This window comes from Cupriavidus gilardii (assembly GCF_013314895.1).
GTDB classification, from domain to species: domain Bacteria; phylum Pseudomonadota; class Gammaproteobacteria; order Burkholderiales; family Burkholderiaceae; genus Cupriavidus; species Cupriavidus gilardii_C.
In genome coordinates this window covers 38,290-57,209 of record NZ_JABTYE010000017.1, presented here as the reverse complement: position 1 = coordinate 57,209, position 18,920 = coordinate 38,290, and the positions used below count along the sequence as shown (strand labels likewise).

The 18,920-nt window shown below is 65.5% G+C and carries 17 protein-coding genes and 2 pseudogenes; 8 read left to right on the top strand and 11 right to left on the bottom strand.

From position 1 onward, the window contains the following. Positions 1 to 4 precede the first annotated feature (4 nt). The 4 genes from HTY53_RS17045 to HTY53_RS17030 all read right to left on the bottom strand — a co-directional run bounded on the left by HTY53_RS17045 (position 5) and on the right by HTY53_RS17030 (position 4,122). A complete protein-coding gene (locus tag HTY53_RS17045; protein WP_174107773.1) occupies positions 5 to 967 on the bottom strand; it encodes a tripartite tricarboxylate transporter substrate binding protein in 963 nt (320 codons plus the stop codon). A 25-nt stretch (positions 968 to 992) separates the two neighbouring features. Further along, complete coding sequence (locus HTY53_RS17040) at positions 993 to 1,610, bottom strand: 2-hydroxychromene-2-carboxylate isomerase (RefSeq protein WP_174107772.1); 618 nt, start codon at positions 1,608 to 1,610, stop codon at positions 993 to 995. A gap of 43 nt (positions 1,611 to 1,653) precedes the next feature. After that, on the bottom strand, positions 1,654 to 2,382 hold the full coding sequence (locus HTY53_RS17035; RefSeq protein WP_174107771.1) for an SDR family oxidoreductase: 729 nt from the start codon (positions 2,380 to 2,382) through the stop codon (positions 1,654 to 1,656). 78 nt (positions 2,383 to 2,460) lie between these two features. Further along, positions 2,461 to 4,122: a class I adenylate-forming enzyme family protein gene (locus HTY53_RS17030; RefSeq protein ID WP_368041022.1), complete on the bottom strand. Its 1,662-nt coding sequence runs from the start codon at positions 4,120 to 4,122 to the stop codon at positions 2,461 to 2,463. Here HTY53_RS17030 and HTY53_RS17025 point away from each other — a divergent pair. Continuing rightward, entirely contained in the window at positions 4,093 to 4,542 is a 450-nt protein-coding gene (locus HTY53_RS17025; RefSeq protein WP_174107770.1) for a winged helix-turn-helix transcriptional regulator, read from the top strand. The genes HTY53_RS17030 and HTY53_RS17025 overlap by 30 nt on opposite strands. Before the next feature lie 84 nt (positions 4,543 to 4,626). Here the strand turns inward: HTY53_RS17025 and HTY53_RS17020 are convergent. Continuing rightward, positions 4,627 to 4,845, bottom strand: a pseudogene (locus HTY53_RS17020) (tyrosine-type recombinase/integrase); the annotation flags it as partial. A gap of 378 nt (positions 4,846 to 5,223) precedes the next feature. On the opposite strand from HTY53_RS17020, the gene HTY53_RS25140 reads away from it, so the two are divergent. Then, a complete protein-coding gene (locus HTY53_RS25140) occupies positions 5,224 to 5,553 on the top strand; it encodes a DUF3732 domain-containing protein (protein WP_217435657.1) in 330 nt (109 codons plus the stop codon). Between the two features lie 235 nt (positions 5,554 to 5,788). Here the strand turns inward: HTY53_RS25140 and HTY53_RS17005 are convergent. The 4 genes and pseudogenes from HTY53_RS17005 to HTY53_RS16990 all read right to left on the bottom strand — a co-directional run. Beyond that, a pseudogene (locus HTY53_RS17005) lies at positions 5,789 to 6,598 on the bottom strand (tyrosine-type recombinase/integrase); the annotation flags it as partial. Positions 6,599 to 6,691: 93 nt separating this feature from the next. Continuing rightward, entirely contained in the window at positions 6,692 to 7,864 is a 1,173-nt protein-coding gene (locus tag HTY53_RS17000) for a porin (protein ID WP_174107767.1), read from the bottom strand. 215 nt (positions 7,865 to 8,079) lie between these two features. Further along, positions 8,080 to 8,886, bottom strand: coding sequence for a flavin reductase family protein (locus HTY53_RS16995; protein WP_174107766.1), 807 nt, complete (start codon positions 8,884 to 8,886; stop codon positions 8,080 to 8,082). Positions 8,887 to 8,896: 10 nt separating this feature from the next. Then, positions 8,897 to 9,961 (bottom strand): LLM class flavin-dependent oxidoreductase, encoded by a 1,065-nt coding sequence (locus HTY53_RS16990; protein WP_174107765.1) that lies wholly within the window; start codon positions 9,959 to 9,961, stop codon positions 8,897 to 8,899. A 105-nt stretch (positions 9,962 to 10,066) separates the two neighbouring features. Here HTY53_RS16990 and HTY53_RS16985 point away from each other — a divergent pair, with 105 nt between their 5' ends. After that, positions 10,067 to 11,026 (top strand): LysR family transcriptional regulator, encoded by a 960-nt coding sequence (locus HTY53_RS16985; protein ID WP_254599999.1) that lies wholly within the window; start codon positions 10,067 to 10,069, stop codon positions 11,024 to 11,026. Here HTY53_RS16985 and HTY53_RS16980 read toward each other — a convergent pair. Continuing rightward, the gene (locus tag HTY53_RS16980; protein WP_217435656.1) at positions 11,023 to 11,907 is read right to left on the bottom strand and encodes an SMP-30/gluconolactonase/LRE family protein; all 885 of its coding nucleotides are present in this window, start codon (positions 11,905 to 11,907) and stop codon (positions 11,023 to 11,025) included. The genes HTY53_RS16985 and HTY53_RS16980 overlap by 4 nt on opposite strands. A 2-nt stretch (positions 11,908 to 11,909) precedes the next feature. After that, positions 11,910 to 12,716: an SDR family NAD(P)-dependent oxidoreductase gene (locus HTY53_RS16975; RefSeq protein ID WP_254599998.1), complete on the bottom strand. Its 807-nt coding sequence runs from the start codon at positions 12,714 to 12,716 to the stop codon at positions 11,910 to 11,912. A gap of 286 nt (positions 12,717 to 13,002) precedes the next feature. On the opposite strand from HTY53_RS16975, the gene HTY53_RS16970 reads away from it, so the two are divergent. From HTY53_RS16970 to HTY53_RS16950, 5 genes are read left to right on the top strand one after another with little or no spacing between them, the layout of a single operon-like run. Beyond that, positions 13,003 to 13,773 carry an enoyl-CoA hydratase/isomerase family protein gene (locus tag HTY53_RS16970; protein ID WP_174107764.1) on the top strand — a complete coding sequence of 257 codons (771 nt, stop codon included), beginning with the start codon at positions 13,003 to 13,005 and terminating at the stop codon, positions 13,771 to 13,773. Between the two features lie 39 nt (positions 13,774 to 13,812). Then, complete coding sequence (locus tag HTY53_RS16965; RefSeq protein ID WP_254599997.1) at positions 13,813 to 15,951, top strand: acetate--CoA ligase family protein; 2,139 nt, start codon at positions 13,813 to 13,815, stop codon at positions 15,949 to 15,951. Then, complete coding sequence (locus HTY53_RS16960; RefSeq protein WP_174107762.1) at positions 15,941 to 17,131, top strand: acyl-CoA dehydrogenase family protein; 1,191 nt, start codon at positions 15,941 to 15,943, stop codon at positions 17,129 to 17,131. Before HTY53_RS16965 ends, HTY53_RS16960 begins: the two co-directional genes overlap by 11 nt. A 1-nt stretch (position 17,132) precedes the next feature. Further along, complete coding sequence (locus HTY53_RS16955; protein WP_254599996.1) at positions 17,133 to 18,149, top strand: acyl-CoA dehydrogenase; 1,017 nt, start codon at positions 17,133 to 17,135, stop codon at positions 18,147 to 18,149. Then, the gene (locus tag HTY53_RS16950; RefSeq protein WP_174107761.1) at positions 18,146 to 18,916 is read left to right on the top strand and encodes an SDR family NAD(P)-dependent oxidoreductase; all 771 of its coding nucleotides are present in this window, start codon (positions 18,146 to 18,148) and stop codon (positions 18,914 to 18,916) included. Before HTY53_RS16955 ends, HTY53_RS16950 begins: the two co-directional genes overlap by 4 nt. Positions 18,917 to 18,920: the final 4 nt, after the last annotated feature.

Sequence of the window (18,920 nt, the reverse complement as noted above, 5' to 3'; positions counted from 1 at the left end):
GACCTCACTTTCTGCTTAGGCCCAACAGGTCCAGGATTTCCTTCTCCTGCTTCATTGTTTCAATTGCGAACTTGTGGAACTCCGCCGAGCTTCTGTACTCCGGCTCCATGTCATAGCGCGCCAGTGCGCGCTTGAATTCGGGCTGGTGCATAGCCTGTTTGAAGGCGTCGTGCAGCTTTGCCACGATGGCGGGATCCATTCCTTTGGGCCCCACCAAGCCCCAGTGCGATGTTTGGGTCAGCGGAATACCAACCTCATGCAGAGTCGGCACATCGGGGAAGCTTTCCATCCGCTTGCCGCCCCACGTCACAAGCAGGCGCATCTTGCCTTCCTTGACAAAGGGTGCCCAGGCAGAGGTCTCAGCCGCCGATTCGATCTGGCCTCCCATGATGGCCTGCATCGATTCCGCGGTCCCCTTGTACGGAATGTGGTGCAGCTTGATGCCCGCCTTCCTGGATATCTGCTCCATCGTGAGGTGGTTCGTCGTGGCGACTCCCGGTGTGCCATACGTCAGTTCCCCTGGCTTGGACTTGGCCGCAGCAACGTAGTCCTGCCAGGATTTGATGGGAGAACTCGATGGCACGACGATCCCGAATGCGTAGCCCGTCAAGCCAATGATGTAGGTCAAGTCCGTGGCAGGATTCCATTTCGCGTCAGTCGTATACGGGAGGCGGTAAATCCCCAGGGAGGCAATGCCCAACGTGTACCCATCGCTGCTAGCGCTTTGCATGACGATGCCCGGCATGGTGCCTCCTGCGCCTGGTCGGTTTTCAATGACGACCGGCTGCTTGAGGATCTTGGAGACTGACTCGGCGAGCACCCGCATCGGCGTGTCCGTCGATCCACCGGGCGCAAATCCGATCACGATCTTGATCGGACGAACGGGATAGGGCTCCTTGGCAAATGTGGGCTGGGCGAATGCTGCGCCGATCGCCAACAAACAGGCGAAGAACTGCGGTTTGGTCATATTCTGATGCTTCCGAAAACGTGGCTCAGCTGTTTCGCACTCGGTTGACCTCTTCCTCGACGTCGCGCAAACGATCCTTGCCAAAGAAGATTTCTTCACCGACGAAGAATGTGGGAGAGCCGAAGGCGCCCCGCGCGTGTGCATCCTGCGTATTCACCAACAGCCGGTTTTTGACGTCCGGCTGCTGGCTCGCGGCAATCAGGGCGGACGCGTCAAGACCGGCGGCCGCCAGTTCGCTTGCGATGACCTCCGGCTCGTCCATCTTTTTCTGCCGCTCCCACATGCTGGCGAACACAGCGTCAACATAGGACTCGAAACAGCCCAACGATTGGGCCGCGACTGCGCCGCGCATGATCTGCAGGGTATTGACCGGAAAGTACGGATTGCTCCTGTACTGAGTCAGTCCGTGCTTGTTGACGAAGCGATTGAGTTCAAGCAGGTCATAGGCGCGTTTGGCTGGAATCTGCGCATTGGCCTCTGCAGGCGAGCGGTTGTTGCTCAATTTGAACAAGCCGCCTAGCAGGATCGGGACGTATTCGAACTTGGCTCCGCTCCTGGCCTCGATCTCGGGAATGACCTTATGGCTCAGATAGGCGTTGGGACTTCCGAAGTCGAACAGGAATTGGACGGTTATCGGGTTCATGGCTTGACTCTGCTTCAATGTTTTGAGGGCCCACGTGCCGCGGTTACCACGGCTCCATCCACGGACGAATTTCGGTCTCATGCGTCCATGCGTCGCGCGGCTGCATGTGCAACTGCCAGTAGAGGTCCGCGATGCGTGCCGGATCGACGATGCCGCCCCGGTCCTTGGTGGCATAACGTGCAGGGAAGTTGGTCCGGATAAATTCGGTGTCAATGGCGCCATCGATAATCGGGTGGGCCACATGAATGCCCTTGGGCCAGAGCTCCCGGGCCATGCTTTGTGCCAGGGCGCGCAGGCCATGCTTGGCCCCGGCGAAGGCGGCGAAGCCGTCCCTCCCTCTGAGACTGGCGGTGGCGCCGGTGAAGATGATGGTGCCGCGACCGCGGGGCAGCATGACCTTGGCTGCTTCTCGCCCCATCAGGAAACCGGCGAAGCAAGCCATCTCCCAGACCTTGTAATAGACCCGTGCCGTGGTTTCGGTGATTCCGAACCGCACGTTGGCACCAATGTTGAAGACGGCCACTTCAATCGGCGCTATCTCTGTCTCGATCTTCTGAACGAGCGCCACCATCTCTTCTTCTTTGCGCGCGTCGGAACCGAACCCGTGTGCCTCGCCTCCCTCGGCGCGAATCTGCTCGACAAGGGGCTGGAGCTTGTCGGCGTTACGCCGGGTCATGCACGCGACATAGCCTTCGCGTGCGAACCGTTTGGCGATGGCGCCGCCTGTGGCGTCTCCCGCGCCAATGACCAGAATTGCTTTTCTGTCTGCCATGGTTGTCTCCTTTGGATGTGGGGTACGAGTAGGCCTACCGGATCGCGCCAGGACGGTCGCAGCGGCGTTCTCGAAATTTCAAGAGGCGTCGCCCGACGCTTCCTTGGCGAGCATGTGCTTCAGGATCTTTCCCGCGGATGTGGCCGGCAGCGAGGTTCGAATGAACACCTCGGCTGGCCGCTTGTAAGGTGCAAGGTGTTGGGCCGCGAACTGCCCGATTTCCTCTGGCGTGGCCTTGGTGCCAGGTTTGAGCTGTACAAAGGCGACGACCTCTTCGTTGCCTGGTACGCGTCTGCCTACTACCGCGCAAGTGGCCACATCCGGGTGCGCCGCCAGAACGGCCTCGACTTCAGGAGGGTAGACATTGAAGCCTGACCGGATGATCAATTCCTTGGTGCGCCCGACGATGTGCAGGTAGGGTCCGTCCATCCGTGCTAGGTCGCCGGTGTTGAACCACCCCTCAGGATCAACGACTTGCGTCGTCAGCTCCGGTGCCTTGTAGTAGCCGAGCATCACGTTCGGTCCGCGCACGTGCAGCTCCCCTACTTCGCCTGATGCCGCCAATTCCCCTGTCGTACTTTTCAGTCGCACCTCGACTCCAGGAATGGGCGGACCGACCGTGGTGTCATCGCGTGGATCGTCGACACGGGTAAAGGCGATCGTGGGGGCGCACTCGGTAATGCCGTAGCCGTTTTGCAAGGGCAGCCCGAAGGCGGTCTCCACCGCACGCTTCAATGTCAGGTCCAGCGGTGCGCCCGCCACGCCGATTCCGCGAAGTGCGGGACAGGAGATTTCTCCATCTGAAGCTTCAAGCAGGCGTTGGAACATCGTAGGCACACCCTGGAATCGAGTGATCCCGTCTTCGCTGAGGGCACGTAAGGCAGCCTTGGCGTCAAAGCGGGGTACGAGCTCTAGACGTGCACCAAACATCAATGTGCCGATGAGTACTGAAGAGAAGCCGACAATGTGGGACATCGGCAGCACCCCGTAGACAAAGTCATCCGGCCCAAATCCGCGCATAGCGCCACCGATCACCGCAGTGAACATCACGCTGCGATGACTCAGCATGACGCCCTTTGGGGTTCCGGTTGTACCGGAGGTGTAGATGAGCGCCCCGACTTGATGGGCACCGTCAGCACTGACGGGTTCCGCGGTCGCGGCCGGATCAATGTCGGTCACGGCAACGGCGCCGACTCCCGGTATGTCATGGACGAGCGCGCTCAACTGCTGGGCATGCCGGGCAGCATCGGGTGAGATGGAGCTCGTCGCGATCACCAAGCGAGCCCCGCTGTGTACGCGGATGGCAGTAACCTCGCGCTCGCTGATCCGCGCGTTAACGACCAGGGGCCAGGCGTCGATGTCCCCGATAGCGAGAACCAGGACCGCGAGTGCGATTGAGTTCTCACCAAGGACCATGACCCGGTCTCCGGGGCGAACACCGCGCTGAATGAGCCACTGCCCCGCGGCTTGGATCGCTTGCGCCAGCTGTAGATATGTCATGACGCGGGCGCCTTCTGACAACGCGATCGCATCGGGCGAGCGCTGTACCCAAGGGCGCACTACGTGCGACGTACGATCCGGAAGGGCGGCGACCCTGGCCTCCAGCTCGGCTGCAGAGAGTTGCATGTTTCCTTGTCTCCATAGTTCTGTTTTTGAACTTACAAAATCATAAGTTTGAAAATTGAACTCGTCAACGGTAAAATCGCGCAAATGAAGTGGAATGATCTTGAACAGGAACACTGCTCCGTGGCGCGCACGGTCTCCGTGATTGGAGACCGATGGACCCTGCTCGTGCTGCGCGACTGCTTCCTTGGCGTGCGCCGCTTCCACGAGTTTCAGCAGCGGCTCACGATCTCACGGCCCATGCTTGCGGATCGTCTTAGCAAGCTGGTGGAGGCCGGCGTTCTCAAGAGGGTTGCATACCAGGAGGCACCAGTCCGATATGAGTACCGGCTGACCGCCAAGGGCATGGACCTTCATCCGATCATCATGGCGATCGTGCATTGGGGCGATGTCCACATGGCCGGCAAGGCAGGAAGGCCCTTGCTGCACCGGCACACCGCCTGCGGGCACTTGTTTGATCCTGTCGTTGTTTGCTCAGAATGCGCGGCAGAGGTCCATGCCAAAGACGTGGTGGTAGAAAAGGGACCGGGTGCGTAGCGTTGGTGCTGGCACTGAGGTTCCGACCGTCGTGTCGGGATGCGGGACATCACGGTCATCATGCAACGGCCTGTTCGGGGCCCTTCAGGCGGGAAACGCCTTCCCCGTCTGCCTGGCCCTTTTGACTTCATCGCTATGCAGGTAGACCGACGTCGTGGATACGGACACATGCCGCAAATTGTCCCGAACGCTGGTCAACTCCACGCCTCTGGCTAAAGCATGCGTGGCATGCGTATGCCGCATCCAGTGCGGACTGGCACGGCGCGGCTTGTCGGCTGCCGCGGGATGGTCGCCACCAATGGCACCGCGGGGGCTCGCCGAGGCGGCCACAATCCGAGGTGACGGAATTGGGCGAGCCGACACGCTCCTGGCCGAAGCCAAAGCAGTAGGCCTGATCGCGCTGAGCGACGGAGCCACCTGGCAGGAAAAGATCGACACCCTGCGCGCGATCCAAACGACGCCGGTGCGATCCGCAGGCGCGGAGGCCGGCGATGACGCAGAGTTCAAGCGGCTCTCGACCGTTCGCGGCGAACTAGTGCTCGAGCAGCGCGCACTGCAATCGACGTTGGAGCGCGCACGGAACTTCGAAGGCAGTTCGCAGGGGTATTCGGCGGAGGCGCGCGAGCATATCGCCCGCCTGAGCGCCCTCACGGTCTTCGAGCATGATGCCCCCGGGCACTCGTGCCCACTGTGCCTGCAGGGGCTGCCCGAAGCCTCTCAGGTTCAGTCCATCGGCGACCTGCGTGCGGCCCAGAATTACATCGGCGAGCGCAGCGGTGCGATGGATTCCGCGACGCCACACATCGCAACGGCAATTCAGGAGGTCGAGAGCCAGCTCGCGGTCTTTTCAGCCTCATCTTCGAGGTGGTCGAAAGCCTAAAAGGAAAGTTCCAAGTAATCATCACCGACCACCCCGATTTCAGTGACAATGCCCGCTTTCAGAAGGCACTGCGAGAGCGCTGGCGCGACGGACTAAAGCTTGTCCCCGAAGATTGGCCGCCTGCACCCTGACCCCTATCTTCCGCACAATAAGGACGAAGCCTTGATTAGCGCTTAGTCTGCTGTGACCGCAACTGCTGCAAATCTGTCATCCCAGCAATTCTGAGTTCCGCTTCGGGGTCGAGAGCTGCCGTAGGCGCAGGCCATTTGCAGCGAGTCGCTCTGGATCCGAGGGGCACCCTGTCTTCTCATGGCCCGAATGCCAACAACCACTCGGGGTTCGGTTAACCGTGCAAGGCGACCCACGCTACCTATCACCAAAGGCCTCCCTTATTTGCCGAGCTCGCGTGACTTCATCGCTATGCAGATAAACCGATGTTGTCGACACCGACGCATGCCGCAAATTGTCCCGAACGATGGTCAGGTCCACGCCCCGTGCCAGGGCATGTGTGGCGTGCGTATGCCGCATCCAATGCGGACTCGCGCGGCGCAGTTGCTCCGCTAGCGAAGGATGGACCGCTGCAATGACATCGGCGGCCAGCGTGAAGAAGCGCTTGATGACATGCCACAGCCGCGTGCTCGTGATGCCGATTTCCGGCTTCCCGGTCAGATCACCAACGAGGGCGGTCTCGGGGCGCCACAGACTCCGACTGATCGGAAGTTCGCGGTCCGTCAGATTGCGCTCCAATGCCCGGCGCGCCAACGGCGGCAATGCCACCTTGCCCCTGCGCATGCCCTTCCCCGTCAGATTGAGCCATTCATCACCCTCCCCGTCGGTCTCTATATCGCCGAGCCTCGCTCCAATCAACTTGGTGGCCCGCAGTCCCGTGGCATAGCCGAAGTCCAGCAAAAACCGCAGGCGCTGCGCAGCGGCGGCCTCCCAACCGTAGGCCCACTCGAGCCCGTCGGCTATGGTCCGCACCAGCTTCCATTCGCCTTCGGTGAAGGCGTGCGAATTGTCCAGCGCCGCCGTGCGGCCGCCGCCCTGGACCTTGATGCCGGCGAACGGATTGGCGAGGACATACCGCTGCTGGACCAGCCAGCGGAACATCGCGCCCAGGATCGACAGCGCATGGGCGACGGACTGCGCCGATAGCGCACCCGTAAACGGCCGCCAGATCTGAGCGATGACGAGTGGCGCATGCAAAGGCTCCGCGTGGGTCGGCGTCAGACGATCCACGCGGACGTTGGTCTGGTGGCAATACCGGCCTCAGAAGCGGTGGCGAATGCCGATCGCGGTGCCGATCTGATCGTTGTTGCCCTGCGCCAGCGCATAGCCGGACGAGATGCCCGTTGCCGCGCCATCGAAGTTCAGGCCGGAATGCCGGGCATAGGCGATCGACCAGTAGATGTCGGTGCGCTTGGACAGCGAATAGTCGGCATTGAAGCTGATCTGCCACGGATTGGCCGGGTTGCTCGCCGGGGCGTTCAGTCCAACGCGTGATTGCTTCAGATCGTCGTAGTAGTAGCCGGCTTGCAGCAGTAGTGCCGGGTTGACGTTGTAGTTCACGCCGAGCCAGTAGAGGTCGTCGCGCAGCAGCGTCGCCCCGCTCGCGCTCTCGGTATTTCCCCAGCGATAGCCGGCCACCAGCTTGACCGGTCCCACCGCATAGCTGACCGCCGCCGCGGCCTTCTTCGCGCGGGCCGCGTTGCCCGTGGTCACCGCCGGATTCCATTGATCGTAGATCGCGGTCACGCCCCAGGGGCCGGACGCATAGGTCAGCGAGCCGCCGTATGCCGAGTTGTCGCGGAAGTGCCCCGGCGCTTCACCGACCCCGCCGCCGGCGAGCGGCATGGCGCCGAGCGTACCGTTGCCGGCGCCAAAGCTGTAGTACGCCTCTGCGCTGAGCGGCCCCCATTTGCCCGCGTACTTCGCCGTGTTGTCCACACGAAAGGCAGGCCCAAGCAGATAGGTCAGCGGCTCGTACAGCGGCGCGAAGCGCAGCGGCGTGAAGTTCGCCAGCACGTCGAACATCGGCGTGTACTGACGGCCGAACGTGACCGCCCCGTAGTCGGCATGCTGCAGACCGACGAACGCTTGCCGGCCGAACAGCCGGCCGCCCTGCTGCGAGCGGCCGTCGTCGACCCCGAAGCCGCTCTCGAGCGTAAAGATGGCGCTCAGGCCGTCACCGAGGTTTTCCGTGCCGCGCAGACCCCAGCGCGATCCCGACAGGCCACCGCTGTTAATCATCGAGAAGCGGTTGCCGCCTGTGCGCTGCGTGACCTGACCGGTGGCCGCGTCAATCGCCGGCGCCGGGGCGGCGTGATTGATGTACTCGATCGCCGTATCGACGACCCCATACAGAGTGACGCTCATCTGTGCGTTTGCTTGGCCGAACGCTGTCGCGCCGAGCGCGGCCAGTAGCACGCGTGTCTTCTTCATGCTCATTGTCTCCTCTATGTTGTTGTTTGAGGTGGTGGAAGATCGGTTTGTTGTGTGTCTGTGCGCGCTCGACTGTGCGGTTGTGCGAGCGTCCTCCGGGCGTCAGCCGTGTCGCAAGCGCACGCCACCGCGCCGGCGGCGTGCAAACGCCGCCGGTGTTGTCGCCGACGATGCGATGAGCGTGGAGAGTGCTGCGGCGCGGAGCCGCGGCGCCGCTATGAGGCCGCGGCCGTTAGCGCCGGCGCGATGCGATGGGTGCCGGCGTTGAAGTTGATGATCGGCCTGGCAAGGCGGCAACTAGTCCTGCGGATCTTGCCGACGATCAGGTCATGCGTGCCCAGTGTCTCAGTACAGACGATCTCGCACTCGATGCTGGCCAGCGCGTCATCGAGTACCGGCAGGCCCTGGTCGCCGTCCACCCATCGCCCGGCCGAGAAGCGCGCCGGACCCTGCGGCGCCTTCAAAAAATCGCTGATGATGCTGCCATGCTCTTCGCCGAGCACGTTGGCGACGAAGCGGCCGCTGCGCAGCAGCGGCCCATGCGCCGAGGCCGTACGCTGCACGAAGAAGCCCACCATCGGCGGGTCGGCAGACACCGAAGTCAGGCTCGAGACGATCAGCCCGGCTACGTCGGCGCCGCTGCCGGTCGTCACCGCGCTGATGCCGGCCGGCAACGCGCGCATCGCGGCCTTGAAGTCGTCGACCGAGACCACCTCGTCGGAATCGTTCAGCGTCAGGTGTGCACGCACGTCGCCGCGTTCATCCACCCAGCCGTGGCTTGCGGCGTAGCCGAGCATCGCCGAGAAGCCCGCCTCCCACTCCGGCTCGCCGGCATGCCCCGACAGGAAGCGCAGCACGGACGGCGACAGGCGGACATGCGCTTCGTCCTCGCGCCTGCCGATGCGCGCGATCGCATGGGCTAGCCGCTCGGGCGGTTGCGGATCGACCACGACGTCGAGTCGCTTGAAGTCCGCCGGGTCGCGCAGCGTGATCGCGCCCGCGTTGGTCAGATGGATACGCATGGGTCGGTCCTCAGGCGGCAACCCGCAATTCGCCGACTTCCTTGCGAATCGCCGGAATGATGCGCTCGCCCCACAGCGCGATCTGCTTGAGCATCGTCTTCTGGTCGAAGTCGCCCAGCTGGGTCTGCAGCGCAATGTGCTTGGGCCGCAGGATGCTGATTTCCTCCAGCAGCTTGTCGATGACCTGATTGACCGAGCCCACCGGCAGGTTCTGGCGCAATTGCTCGAACGTCGGATCGGTGTCGGACGGCACCTCCTTGACCATATAGCCGTCGTCGCTCTGCGCGCGCCGGTATTTCAGGCTCTCCGAAATCCGGCGCTGGAAGCGCGCGCAGTCCAGGTAGGCGTCGATCTCCGCCTTGTTGTCCGATGCATAACCGCAGCGCAGGAAGCCGAACTTGACGTCGCGGTCCAGATCCTTGCCGTTGTCCGCGGCAATCTTCTCGAGGCGGCCGCGCAATCCGGCAATGGCATCGTTGCCGTTGAGCAGCGCGGTGACGAACAGATTGTGGTTCTCGCGTACGCCGCGACCGAGCGTAACGGGATTGCCCGAAGTGACCCACAGCGGTGGCATCGGATCCTGCAGGCAGCGCACCGCGATCGAGCTGCGCGGAATCTTCAGGAATTGCCCTTCGTATTCGAAGATCTTCTGCGTCAGGCCCTGCGGAATGACGTCGAGAAACTCATTGAAGATGGCGCCCGATTCGGCGATGTCGACACCGAAGCGCTCGAACTCGAATTGCTGATAGCCCGAACCGACACCGAGATCGAGACGGCCATTGGACACGGTATCGACAAAGCCGACTTCGGCCAGGAAGCGTGCCGGATGATACAGCGGCAGAATGCACACCGCCGTACCGAGGCGAATCCGATGCGTTTTCGCGGCGGCATGGGCCACCGTCATCAGTGGCGACGGCGACAGCGAGTAGTTGTTGAAGTGGTGCTCGGCGTACCAGGCGGTATCGAATCCGGCCTGCTCCGCCATCACGGTCTGCTCGATTGAGTTGCCGATGACTTCCCTTGAAGTCTGATGGTACCCTCGCTGTTGCGCCAAAATAAATACGCCGAATTCCATGGTGTCTCCTAAAAATCCCTGCTGCGGTTCGAGGAAATTCTAGGGGTCGGCGATACCAGCCGGAATACCGCAAACACGGCGATCTGTACTGCAGAAAATGGAGGAATGATGGACAGGCTTCGCGCGATGGAACTGTTTCTGTCGATCTCGAAGACCGAGAGCTTTTCGGAGACGGCGCGCCAGTTCGGCGTATCGGCGACATCAGTGTCGCGCATGATCACCGACTTCGAGAACGAGCTGAACGTCAAGCTGCTGATGCGCTCGACGCGCCAGGTGGTGCTGACCGAAGCCGGACAGGAATACGCGCGCGAGCTCGAAGGCATTCTATGGAACATCAATCAGGCCCACCGCAATATCACGGAGATTCGCTCGGCGCCCAAAGGCACGTTGCGGGTCCATTCGCGGATGATGTTCGGGCTGGGCGTGCTGCCGCCGCTGATCGCGGCCTTTCGCCAGCAGTACCCCGATATCCTGGTCGAACTGGTGCTGTCCGAATCGAAGGCGGACCTGCGCCGCAACAACTTCGATATCGATTTCCGCATCTCGCCGCCGGTCGAGGCCGGGCTGAAGCGGCGCATCCTGTTCCGCAGCGAGCGCTATCTGGTGGCTTCTCCGGCGTACCTGTCGCGCCGGCCGGCGCCGGTGCAGCCATCGGACCTCCTCGCGCATGACTGCATGGCGTACCTGCTGCCGGGCAACTACCCGAGCTGGCAATTCAAGCAGGGCGAAACCGTCGAGGAAATCAGCTTCAAGCCCCGGCACGTCACCAACAATGGCGTGGCGTTGCTGGAACTGGCGCGGCTGGGCGAAGGCATCGCGCTGCTCGACGACTACACGGTCCATCACGACCTGTCGCGCGGCACGCTGGTGCGGCTGTTGCCCGAGTTTCGCGTCACCAATACGACATTCGAGGAAGGCATGTACGCGACCATCCTCGATACCGCGATGATCCCGGCCAAGATCCGTCTGTTCCTCGATTTCGTCGCCTCGCACGTGTCCGGCGAGTCGATGCGTTTCAGCGCCTACAGCAAGGGCAGCGCCGCAATGGCGGGCGCCACACCCTAGACCGGGATACGACAGCGCGGTCGCGTCGCCCCGCGAAAGCCCGCGCCCCGCACGCGCAGCAGCGCGCCGTCGAGCGGACCGTCGGCGCGCAAGCGGCCGCTGTCTCGGATCGAGGTCACGTAGATGTCGTCCAGTTCCGCGCCGCCGAAGCACAGCGCAGTCGGATGCGCGACCGGCAGCGCGATCCGGTGCGACAGCACGCCGTCCGCGTCGAAGCGGACGATGGCCCCGGCATGCACCAGCGTCGTCCACAGCCCGCCATCGCGGTCGAAGCAGCAGCCATCGGGCGCCGAGCCTAGCGGTGCGGTATCGACGAACGGCACGCGCAGGCCCAGATTGCCTTCCGCGTCGATGCGATAGCGATAGATCTCGCGCGCGGCACTGTCGGCCACATAGAATTCGGCGCGCGACGGATGCGGCAGCGGTCCATTGACGACCGCCAGGCCCCGATCGAGCCGCGCGAAGCAGCCGCCCGGGTCGAGCCGATACAGCCCGCCGAGCGGCGGCTCCCCCGGCTCGCGAAACAGATGCATGGTGCCGACGATGAAGCTGCCGTCCGGCATCGCCGTGCCATCGTTGAGCCGGAGATGGGGATGGCTGTCGTCGATGCGCGCGATGCGAGTCAGGGAGCCGGTGGACGGTGTGTACAGCCCGATCTCCTCCTTCAACGCCACCACCAGGCTGTCGTCGTCGTTCAGCGCGAAGGCGCCCAGCGGCGCCGGCAGTTCGTGACAGATGTGGCCGCCCTGCTCCGGGTCCAGCCGATAGATCAGGCCTCGGCGGCAGTCCGCCAGCCACAGCTGCCGCTGCTCGGCGTCCCACACCGGGCACTCGCCCAGATCGGTACGGACGGTTCCGATGCGCTCGATCTGGATGGCCATCGCTACATGACCTCGCCGCCGTTCGGACTCAGGACCTGGCCGGTCATGTAGTCCGCGTCGGACGATGCGAGGAAGGCCACCACCGCCGCGATCTCTTCGGGCGCGGCGCGCCGTCGCAGCGGCACACGGCGCCGCATTTCCGCCTCGTAGACCGGATCGGCACTCAGGCTCGCGCTCATCGGCGTCTGCACCCGTCCCGGTGCGACCGCATTGACGTGGATGTTCCACTCGGCGAATTCGCGTGCCCATGCCCGCGTCAGGCTCAGGATCGCGCCCTTGGCCGCGGCATAGACGCTGCCGCGCGCATGGGAGCCAAATGCGGTGATCGACGACGTGTTGATGATCTTGCCGGCGCGGCGGTCCTTCATCGCGGGCAGCACCTGGCGCGTGCACAGCATGGCGCCCTTGACCGTGACCGCGAACATGCGCTCGATCGCGGCCTCGTCGATCTCCTCGAAGGCCGGCATGCCGCTCGGAATGCCGGCGTTGTTCACCAGGATGTCGACGGCGCCCAGCGTCTGCTGTGCGTCGGCAAAAGCCCGTCGTACCGCCTCGGCGTCGGACACATCGGCGACGCACGGCAGCGCCGTGCCGCCTGCCTGGCGGATCAGTGCGACGGTCTCGTCTGCCGCGCCGGCGTTGACGTCGTTGACGATGATGGCGGCTCCGCGCGCCGCCATGAGCACGCTGTTGGCCCGGCCGATGCCGGAGCCCGCGCCGGTGACCAGCGCAATCTTTCCTGCCAATGCTTGCATCGCTGTTCTCGCTTCCGAAATGCCGGCGCTGCCACCGAGGCGGGCGGTCGGCATGCGGCTGGCCGCCTGCCGGCGCAGCCCATGTTAAGCCAGCACGGCGCCGGGCACTCCGTCCGTTTGCGCAGAACACACTCAAGCATTCTGCAGGAATACAGCGCGATCTTCGTGGATAGAATTCCCTCACGCCCCCTGCAGAGGGCTTCGCATTTTCCCGGCCTCAATTCCCGGCATCAGGAGACAACTTTGACAGCGCCCGTTTCGCTGCGCCAGTTCGCGCGGCCCCTCCCCCTTCCTTCCCACGCCATCGCCCGCCAGCGCCGCGATATCGACGGAGGCCGTCATGACTGAGAAAAGCGTGCTGCTGGAGGTCAGCGACAAGGTCGCGCTGGTGACATTGAACCGCCCGCCGGTCAACGCGCTCAATCGCGCGATGCGCCGGGAACTGGTGGCGGTCTTCGACGAGGTGTCCGAGCGCGACGATATCCTGTGCGCCGTGTTGACGGGCCAGGGCTCGGTGTTCTGCGCCGGCGCCGATCTGAAGGATCGGCCCAGCCCGGACATTCCGGGCGACTTTCTCGAGCACAACCGCATCACGCGCGAAACCGGCAACGCCATCCGCGAATGCGCCAAGCCCGTGATCGCCGCGATCAACGGCGCGGCGCTCGGCGCCGGCATGGGCCTCGCCGCGGCCTGCGACATCCTGTACGCCTCGGACAACGCCACGTTCGGCATGCCGGAGATCAATGTCGGGCTGGCCGGTGGCGCGTCGATGCTTCGCACGCTGTTCGGCCGCTCTACCGCGCGCCGCATGTTCTTCACCGGCCAGCGGCTGACCGCTGCCGATCTGCTGCGCCGTAACGTCCTGGAAGACGTAGTGCCGGCCGACGCGCTGCTGCCGACGGCCATGGCGCTCGCGCACGAGATCGCATCCAAGGCCCCGCTGGCGGTCGTCTACGCCAAGCGCGCGGCCAATATGGTCGACCTGATGCCGCAGCGCGACGCCTATCGCTTCGAGCAGGATTTCACCATGGCCCTGTCGCGCACCGAGGACGCGCGCGAAGCGCGCATGGCTTTCCTGGAAAAGCGCGCGCCGCAGTTCAAGGGACGCTGAGCCATGCGCACGACAGGCAAACCGGCCCCCGGGGCCGGCATGGAGTCCTTTTTTCTCGCGAATCGCATCGCGGTGATCGGCGCCTCGTCGGAGCCGTCGAAAATCGGCGGCCGTCCCGTCCATCTGCTGCGCAAGCACGGCTATGCCGGCGAGATCTATCCGATCAATCCGAAGGGCGGCGAGATCCAGGGCCTGCGCGCCTATGCGACGCTGGCCGATACCCCCGAGGCGCCCGAGCTGGCGATCGTCGCGGTCCCCGCCGCGATGGCGCTGCAGGCGGTGCGCGATTGCGCCGCGCGCGGCGTGCGGGCGGTCGTGGTGCTGTCCTCCGGTTTTGCCGAAGCCGGCGGGGAAGGCGCGGCATGGCAGGCCGAAATGCGCAGCGTCGCCCTGCGGCACGGCATGCGCCTGCTCGGCCCGAACTGCCTGGGGACGGTTGGCGTCGCCGAGCGCACGATCGGTTCGTTCTCGGTCGCGCTCGAAGACCATTTTCCTGGCCCGGGCGCGATCGGCATCGTCTCGCAGTCAGGCAATATCGGCAGCTACACGCTGCAGTTGCTGGTGCGGCGCGGTGCGGGCATAAGCCGCATGATCACGACGGGCAACGAGGCCGAGGTCGACCTGGCCGATGGCATCGCCGCGCTGGCGCGCGACCCGGCCACAGGCGTGATCCTGTGCTGCATGGAAACCTGCCGCGACGGCGACCGGCTGCGCGAGGCGCTGGCGATCGCGCGCGAGCATCGCACGCCGGTCATCGTGCTGAAGATCGGTGCGACCGAACAGGGCCAGGCGGCTGCCGCCTCGCATACCGGGGCGCTGGCCGGATCCGATGCGGTGATCGACGCGGTGTTCCGCCGTCACGGCGCACTGCGCGTGCGCTCGCATGAGGATCTGGTAGAGATCGGCCTGGCCGTGGCGCAGCTGCTGCCGGACCGTCTGCCACGCACGGCGGCGGTCACGCTGGTGGCCGCATCGGGCGGGTTCGGCATCATGATGGCCGACGCGATGAGCGAGGCCGGATTGCCGATGCCGCCGCTGGCGCCGGCGACCCGCGACCGCATCGTCGCGGCACTGCCCGGGGCCATTCCCAACAATCCGGTCGATGCGTCGGCCCAGCTGTCGAGCCGTCCCGACATCCTGTTGCAGGTGTTGTCGGCGTTGCAGCAGGACCCGGGCGACAGCACCACCGTGCTGTTCCTGTCGCTGGCGCTGTACAGCACGCGGCTGCGCGACATCTATCTGGAGGCGCTGGCGCGGGTGCGCGAGGCCTTCCCACAGCGCCCGCTGGTGATCGTCAGCAGCGGTCCCGCCGACGCGGTCGCACAGATCCAGGCGCTCGGCATCCCGGTGTTCTCCAGCATCGATGCCGCGGCGCGCGGCGTACGCGCGCTGACGCGCATGGCGGATCTGGTCGGCGGCGACGCCCCCGCGGCCGTCGCAGAACCTGCCCCGGTTGCCGCCGCCCCGCTGCCCGAGTCCGCCTTCCGCAACGAATACGCCGCCAAGCAAGTCCTGCTCGAAGCGGGCTTCGATGTGCCGCGCGAGATGATCGTGGACGATGCCGAAGCCGCGGTGCGCGCCGCCGAGACCATCGGCTATCCGGTGGTGATGAAGATCGTCTCCGCAGACATCGCGCACAAGACCGAGGCCGGCGGCGTCGCGCTGAACCTGCACGATGGCCAGGCGGTGCGCGACGCCCACGCGCGCATCCTCGACAGCGTCGCGCGCCATGTGCCGCACGCACGGCTGGACGGCGTACTGGTGGCGCCGATGCTGCGCGGCGGCACCGAACTGATCGCCGGCATTTCGCGCGATCCCGTGTTCGGGCCGGTCGTGATGGTTGGCATGGGCGGCATCTATGCCGAGGTGCTGCGCGATGTCGCGCTGCAGCCGGCGCCCGTCAGCGAGGCGCAGGCCGAGGCCATGATCCGTTCGCTTCGGCTGTTTCCGCTGCTCGATGGCGCGCGTGGGCAGACCCCCGCCGATATCCCGGCCGCGGCTCGTACGGTGGCACGGCTGTCCGAGTTTGCCTGCCGCCACCGCGCCCAGATCGCCGAGATCGATCTCAATCCCATCCTGGTGCGGCCGCGCGGTCAAGGCGTCGCCGTCCTCGACGCGCTGATCGTCCCGCTGCGGCCCACCGCCCCTTCCGAACACGAGAGTATCCATGCCGCATGACCTCGCTGCGGCCGCCGATCCGGCGAGCCGCTACCGCGCCCACGCCCGCGACTGGCTGGGCCAACATCTGCCCGCGCACATGCGCGCCGACAGTCTGGACTACCGCAGCCCGACCCTCGAAGCGTGCTGCCACTGGGAGGCCGCGATGCACGAGGCCGGCCTGGCCGGCATGACGTGGCCGAAAGCCTACGGGGGCCATGGCCTGACCCTGCGCGAGCATCTCGTGGTCAACAAGGAGATCGGCGCGCTGCTGATGCCCGAGAGCGTCAGCTCCATCGGCAAGGAGCTGGCCGGCCCGATCATCATGGCGGTGGGGACCGAGGCGCAGAAGCAGGCGTTCCTGCCCAATATCCTCGCGATGCGGCAATTCTGGTGCCAAGGCTTCTCCGAACCCGACGCGGGTTCGGACCTGGCCCGGCTGCGTACCAAGGCGGTGCCCGAGGGCGATCACTGGCGCATCAATGGCCAGAAGATCTGGACCAGCGGCGCGGCCAAGGCGCACTACTGCCTGCTGCTGGCGCGCACCGGCACCGTCGCCGACCGGCATCGCGGCCTGGTGATGTTCGCCGTGCCGATGCGGACGCCCGGCATCCGGGTGGTGCCGATCAAGTCGATCGATGGCAAGGAGTCGTTCGCCGAGGTGTTCTTCGACGACGTAGTGGTGCCGGACAGCGCGCGTCTCGGTGCGCCCGACGAAGGCTGGACGGCCGCGCTGCGCGTGCTGTCGATCGAACGGGCGACCAACCGCATGTACCGCGCATGGCGCTTCGAGAGCGAGCTGCGCTTCCTGGTGCGCGCGCTGCGCTCGGACGCGGTGCTCGCGCGGCAGCTCGACGATGGCGCGGTACAACGGCGCGTGGGCACCGTGCTGGCCGAGATCGATGGCCTGAAGGGACTGGTGGAACGCACGGTGGAGCAGCTGATGCAGGGCGACGCCATCGGCGCGCGCGGCTCGCTGACCAAGCTGTTCTGGTCCGAATGCCACCAGGCGTTCGCCGGCTTCGCGCTCGAGCAGGTCAGCCAGATCGGCCCGCATTCGAGTCCGCTGGCGCAGCGCGCACGCCAGTTCTTTACGCACGCCTACCTGTTCGCGCGCGCCGAGACGATCTACGCCGGCACGTCGGAGGTACAGCTCGATCTGATTGCGCAGCGCATCCTGCAGCTGCCGCGGGAGCACTGACATGAGCTACGACACCAACGAGCAATGCATGAGCCAGCACGACCACGGTGACGACAACAAGGGCCTGCGCCCGGAAGAATTCGGCGAGGCAGCCGAAGCGGCGATCGAGGACGCGCTGGGGCGTTCGGCCGCCGAGCACGCAGGCGTGCTCGCCGCTGCAGGCCTGTTCGGCGTGTACGCCGCCGAGGAGGACGGCGGCCTGGGCCTGCCGCTGGACTTCGCCGTCCCGGTGGTGCAGGCCGCAGGCCGTCTGCGGCTGCGGTTTGCGCTGGCCGAGCAGATCGTGCTGGCCCGCCATCTTCCCGACGCCGCCATGCGCGCCGCGCTGGTCGAAGGCCAGCGCCGGGGGGCCATCTCCTGTCAGGGCCGCCTTGGCGAACGCTGGGTCGGTCATGCGCGTCAGGCCGCGGATGCCGACTGGCTACTGCTGCGCGCGACACATGGCGACGGTGCAGTCCTGGTCGATCTGAACGGGGCGCCGCGCCGCCAAGACCCCGCGCTGGACCCGGAGGAACCGGCGACATGGCTGGATCTGGCCGAGGGGCCGGTGCTGGCCGAGCTCGACGCCATCGCCGCCGGCGCGCTGTGGCGCGATCTCCAGTTGTTGCTGGCGGCCACCGCCCACGGCGCGGCCGAAGGCGCCCTGCAGGCCGCCGTCACGCATACCGGCACGCGCGTGCAGTTCGGCGCGCCGCTGTCCACACGGCAAGCGGTGCGCCACTGGCTGGCACGCATGAAGCTGTTCCACGAGGCCAGCGGCGCGGCGATCGGCCGCGCGCTGCGTCGCGACGAATGGGGCAGCGAGCGCGATGCGCGCGGCGCGCTGGCGCTGAACCTGCAGCACGCCGCCTTCATCATCGAAAAGGCCATGCACCTGCACGGCGGCATGGGCTTCACCTGGGAACTGCCGCTGCACCGTGCGCTGCGCGAAGTGCGCGCGCTGGACGCCGCCTTCGGCGCCACCGCGCTGCCCCGTCAGTTGGGCCGCGATTTCATCACCGCACAGGAGTCCGTATGACGCCGATCCCCAAACTGGACCTGCAGGACCGCGTCGCGCTGATCACCGGCGCGGGCAACGGCATCGGCCGCGAGACCGCCCGCCAGATGGCCGCACGCGGCGCCGTGGTCGCGGTCAACGATCTGAAGCCGGAGTTCGTCGACGCCGTGGTCGCCGAGATTCGCGGCGCGGGCGGCCGTGCCTTCGGCGTGGTACAGAACATCGCCAGCCGCGAGGGCATCCAGGCCGCCGTGGCACAGGCCCGCCACGAAGGAGGACGTTTCGACATTCTGGTCAACAACGCGGCGTGGGTCCGTTATCAGGCGGTACCGGAAATCCTGCCGGAGACACTCGAGCGCATGCTCGACGTCGGCTTCAAAGCGGTGGTCTGGGGCATCCAGGCAGCGGCCGCTTCGATGGATGTCGAGCGCGGTGGCGCCATCGTCAACGTGGCATCGACCGCGGCGTTGCGCTCCACGTCGAACTCGCTGGTGTACTCGGGCATCAAGGCCGGCATGCTGGGCCTGACGCGGGCGGCGGCCGCCGAACTGGGGGCGCGGCGCATTCGCGTCAACGCCGTCTGTCCCTCGGCGGTCCCCACCGAAGGCACGCAGCGTAACCGCAATGCCGAGCGCGATGCCTTCCGTGTCGCGCGCACCCCGCTGGGTCGCCTTGGTACCGTCGAGGACATCGCGCGCGGCATCTGCTTTCTGGCCAGCGACGAAGCCGGCTTTGTCACCGCGCAAACGCTCGCCGTCGATGGCGGCGTGACCTTCACCAATATCTGAGGCG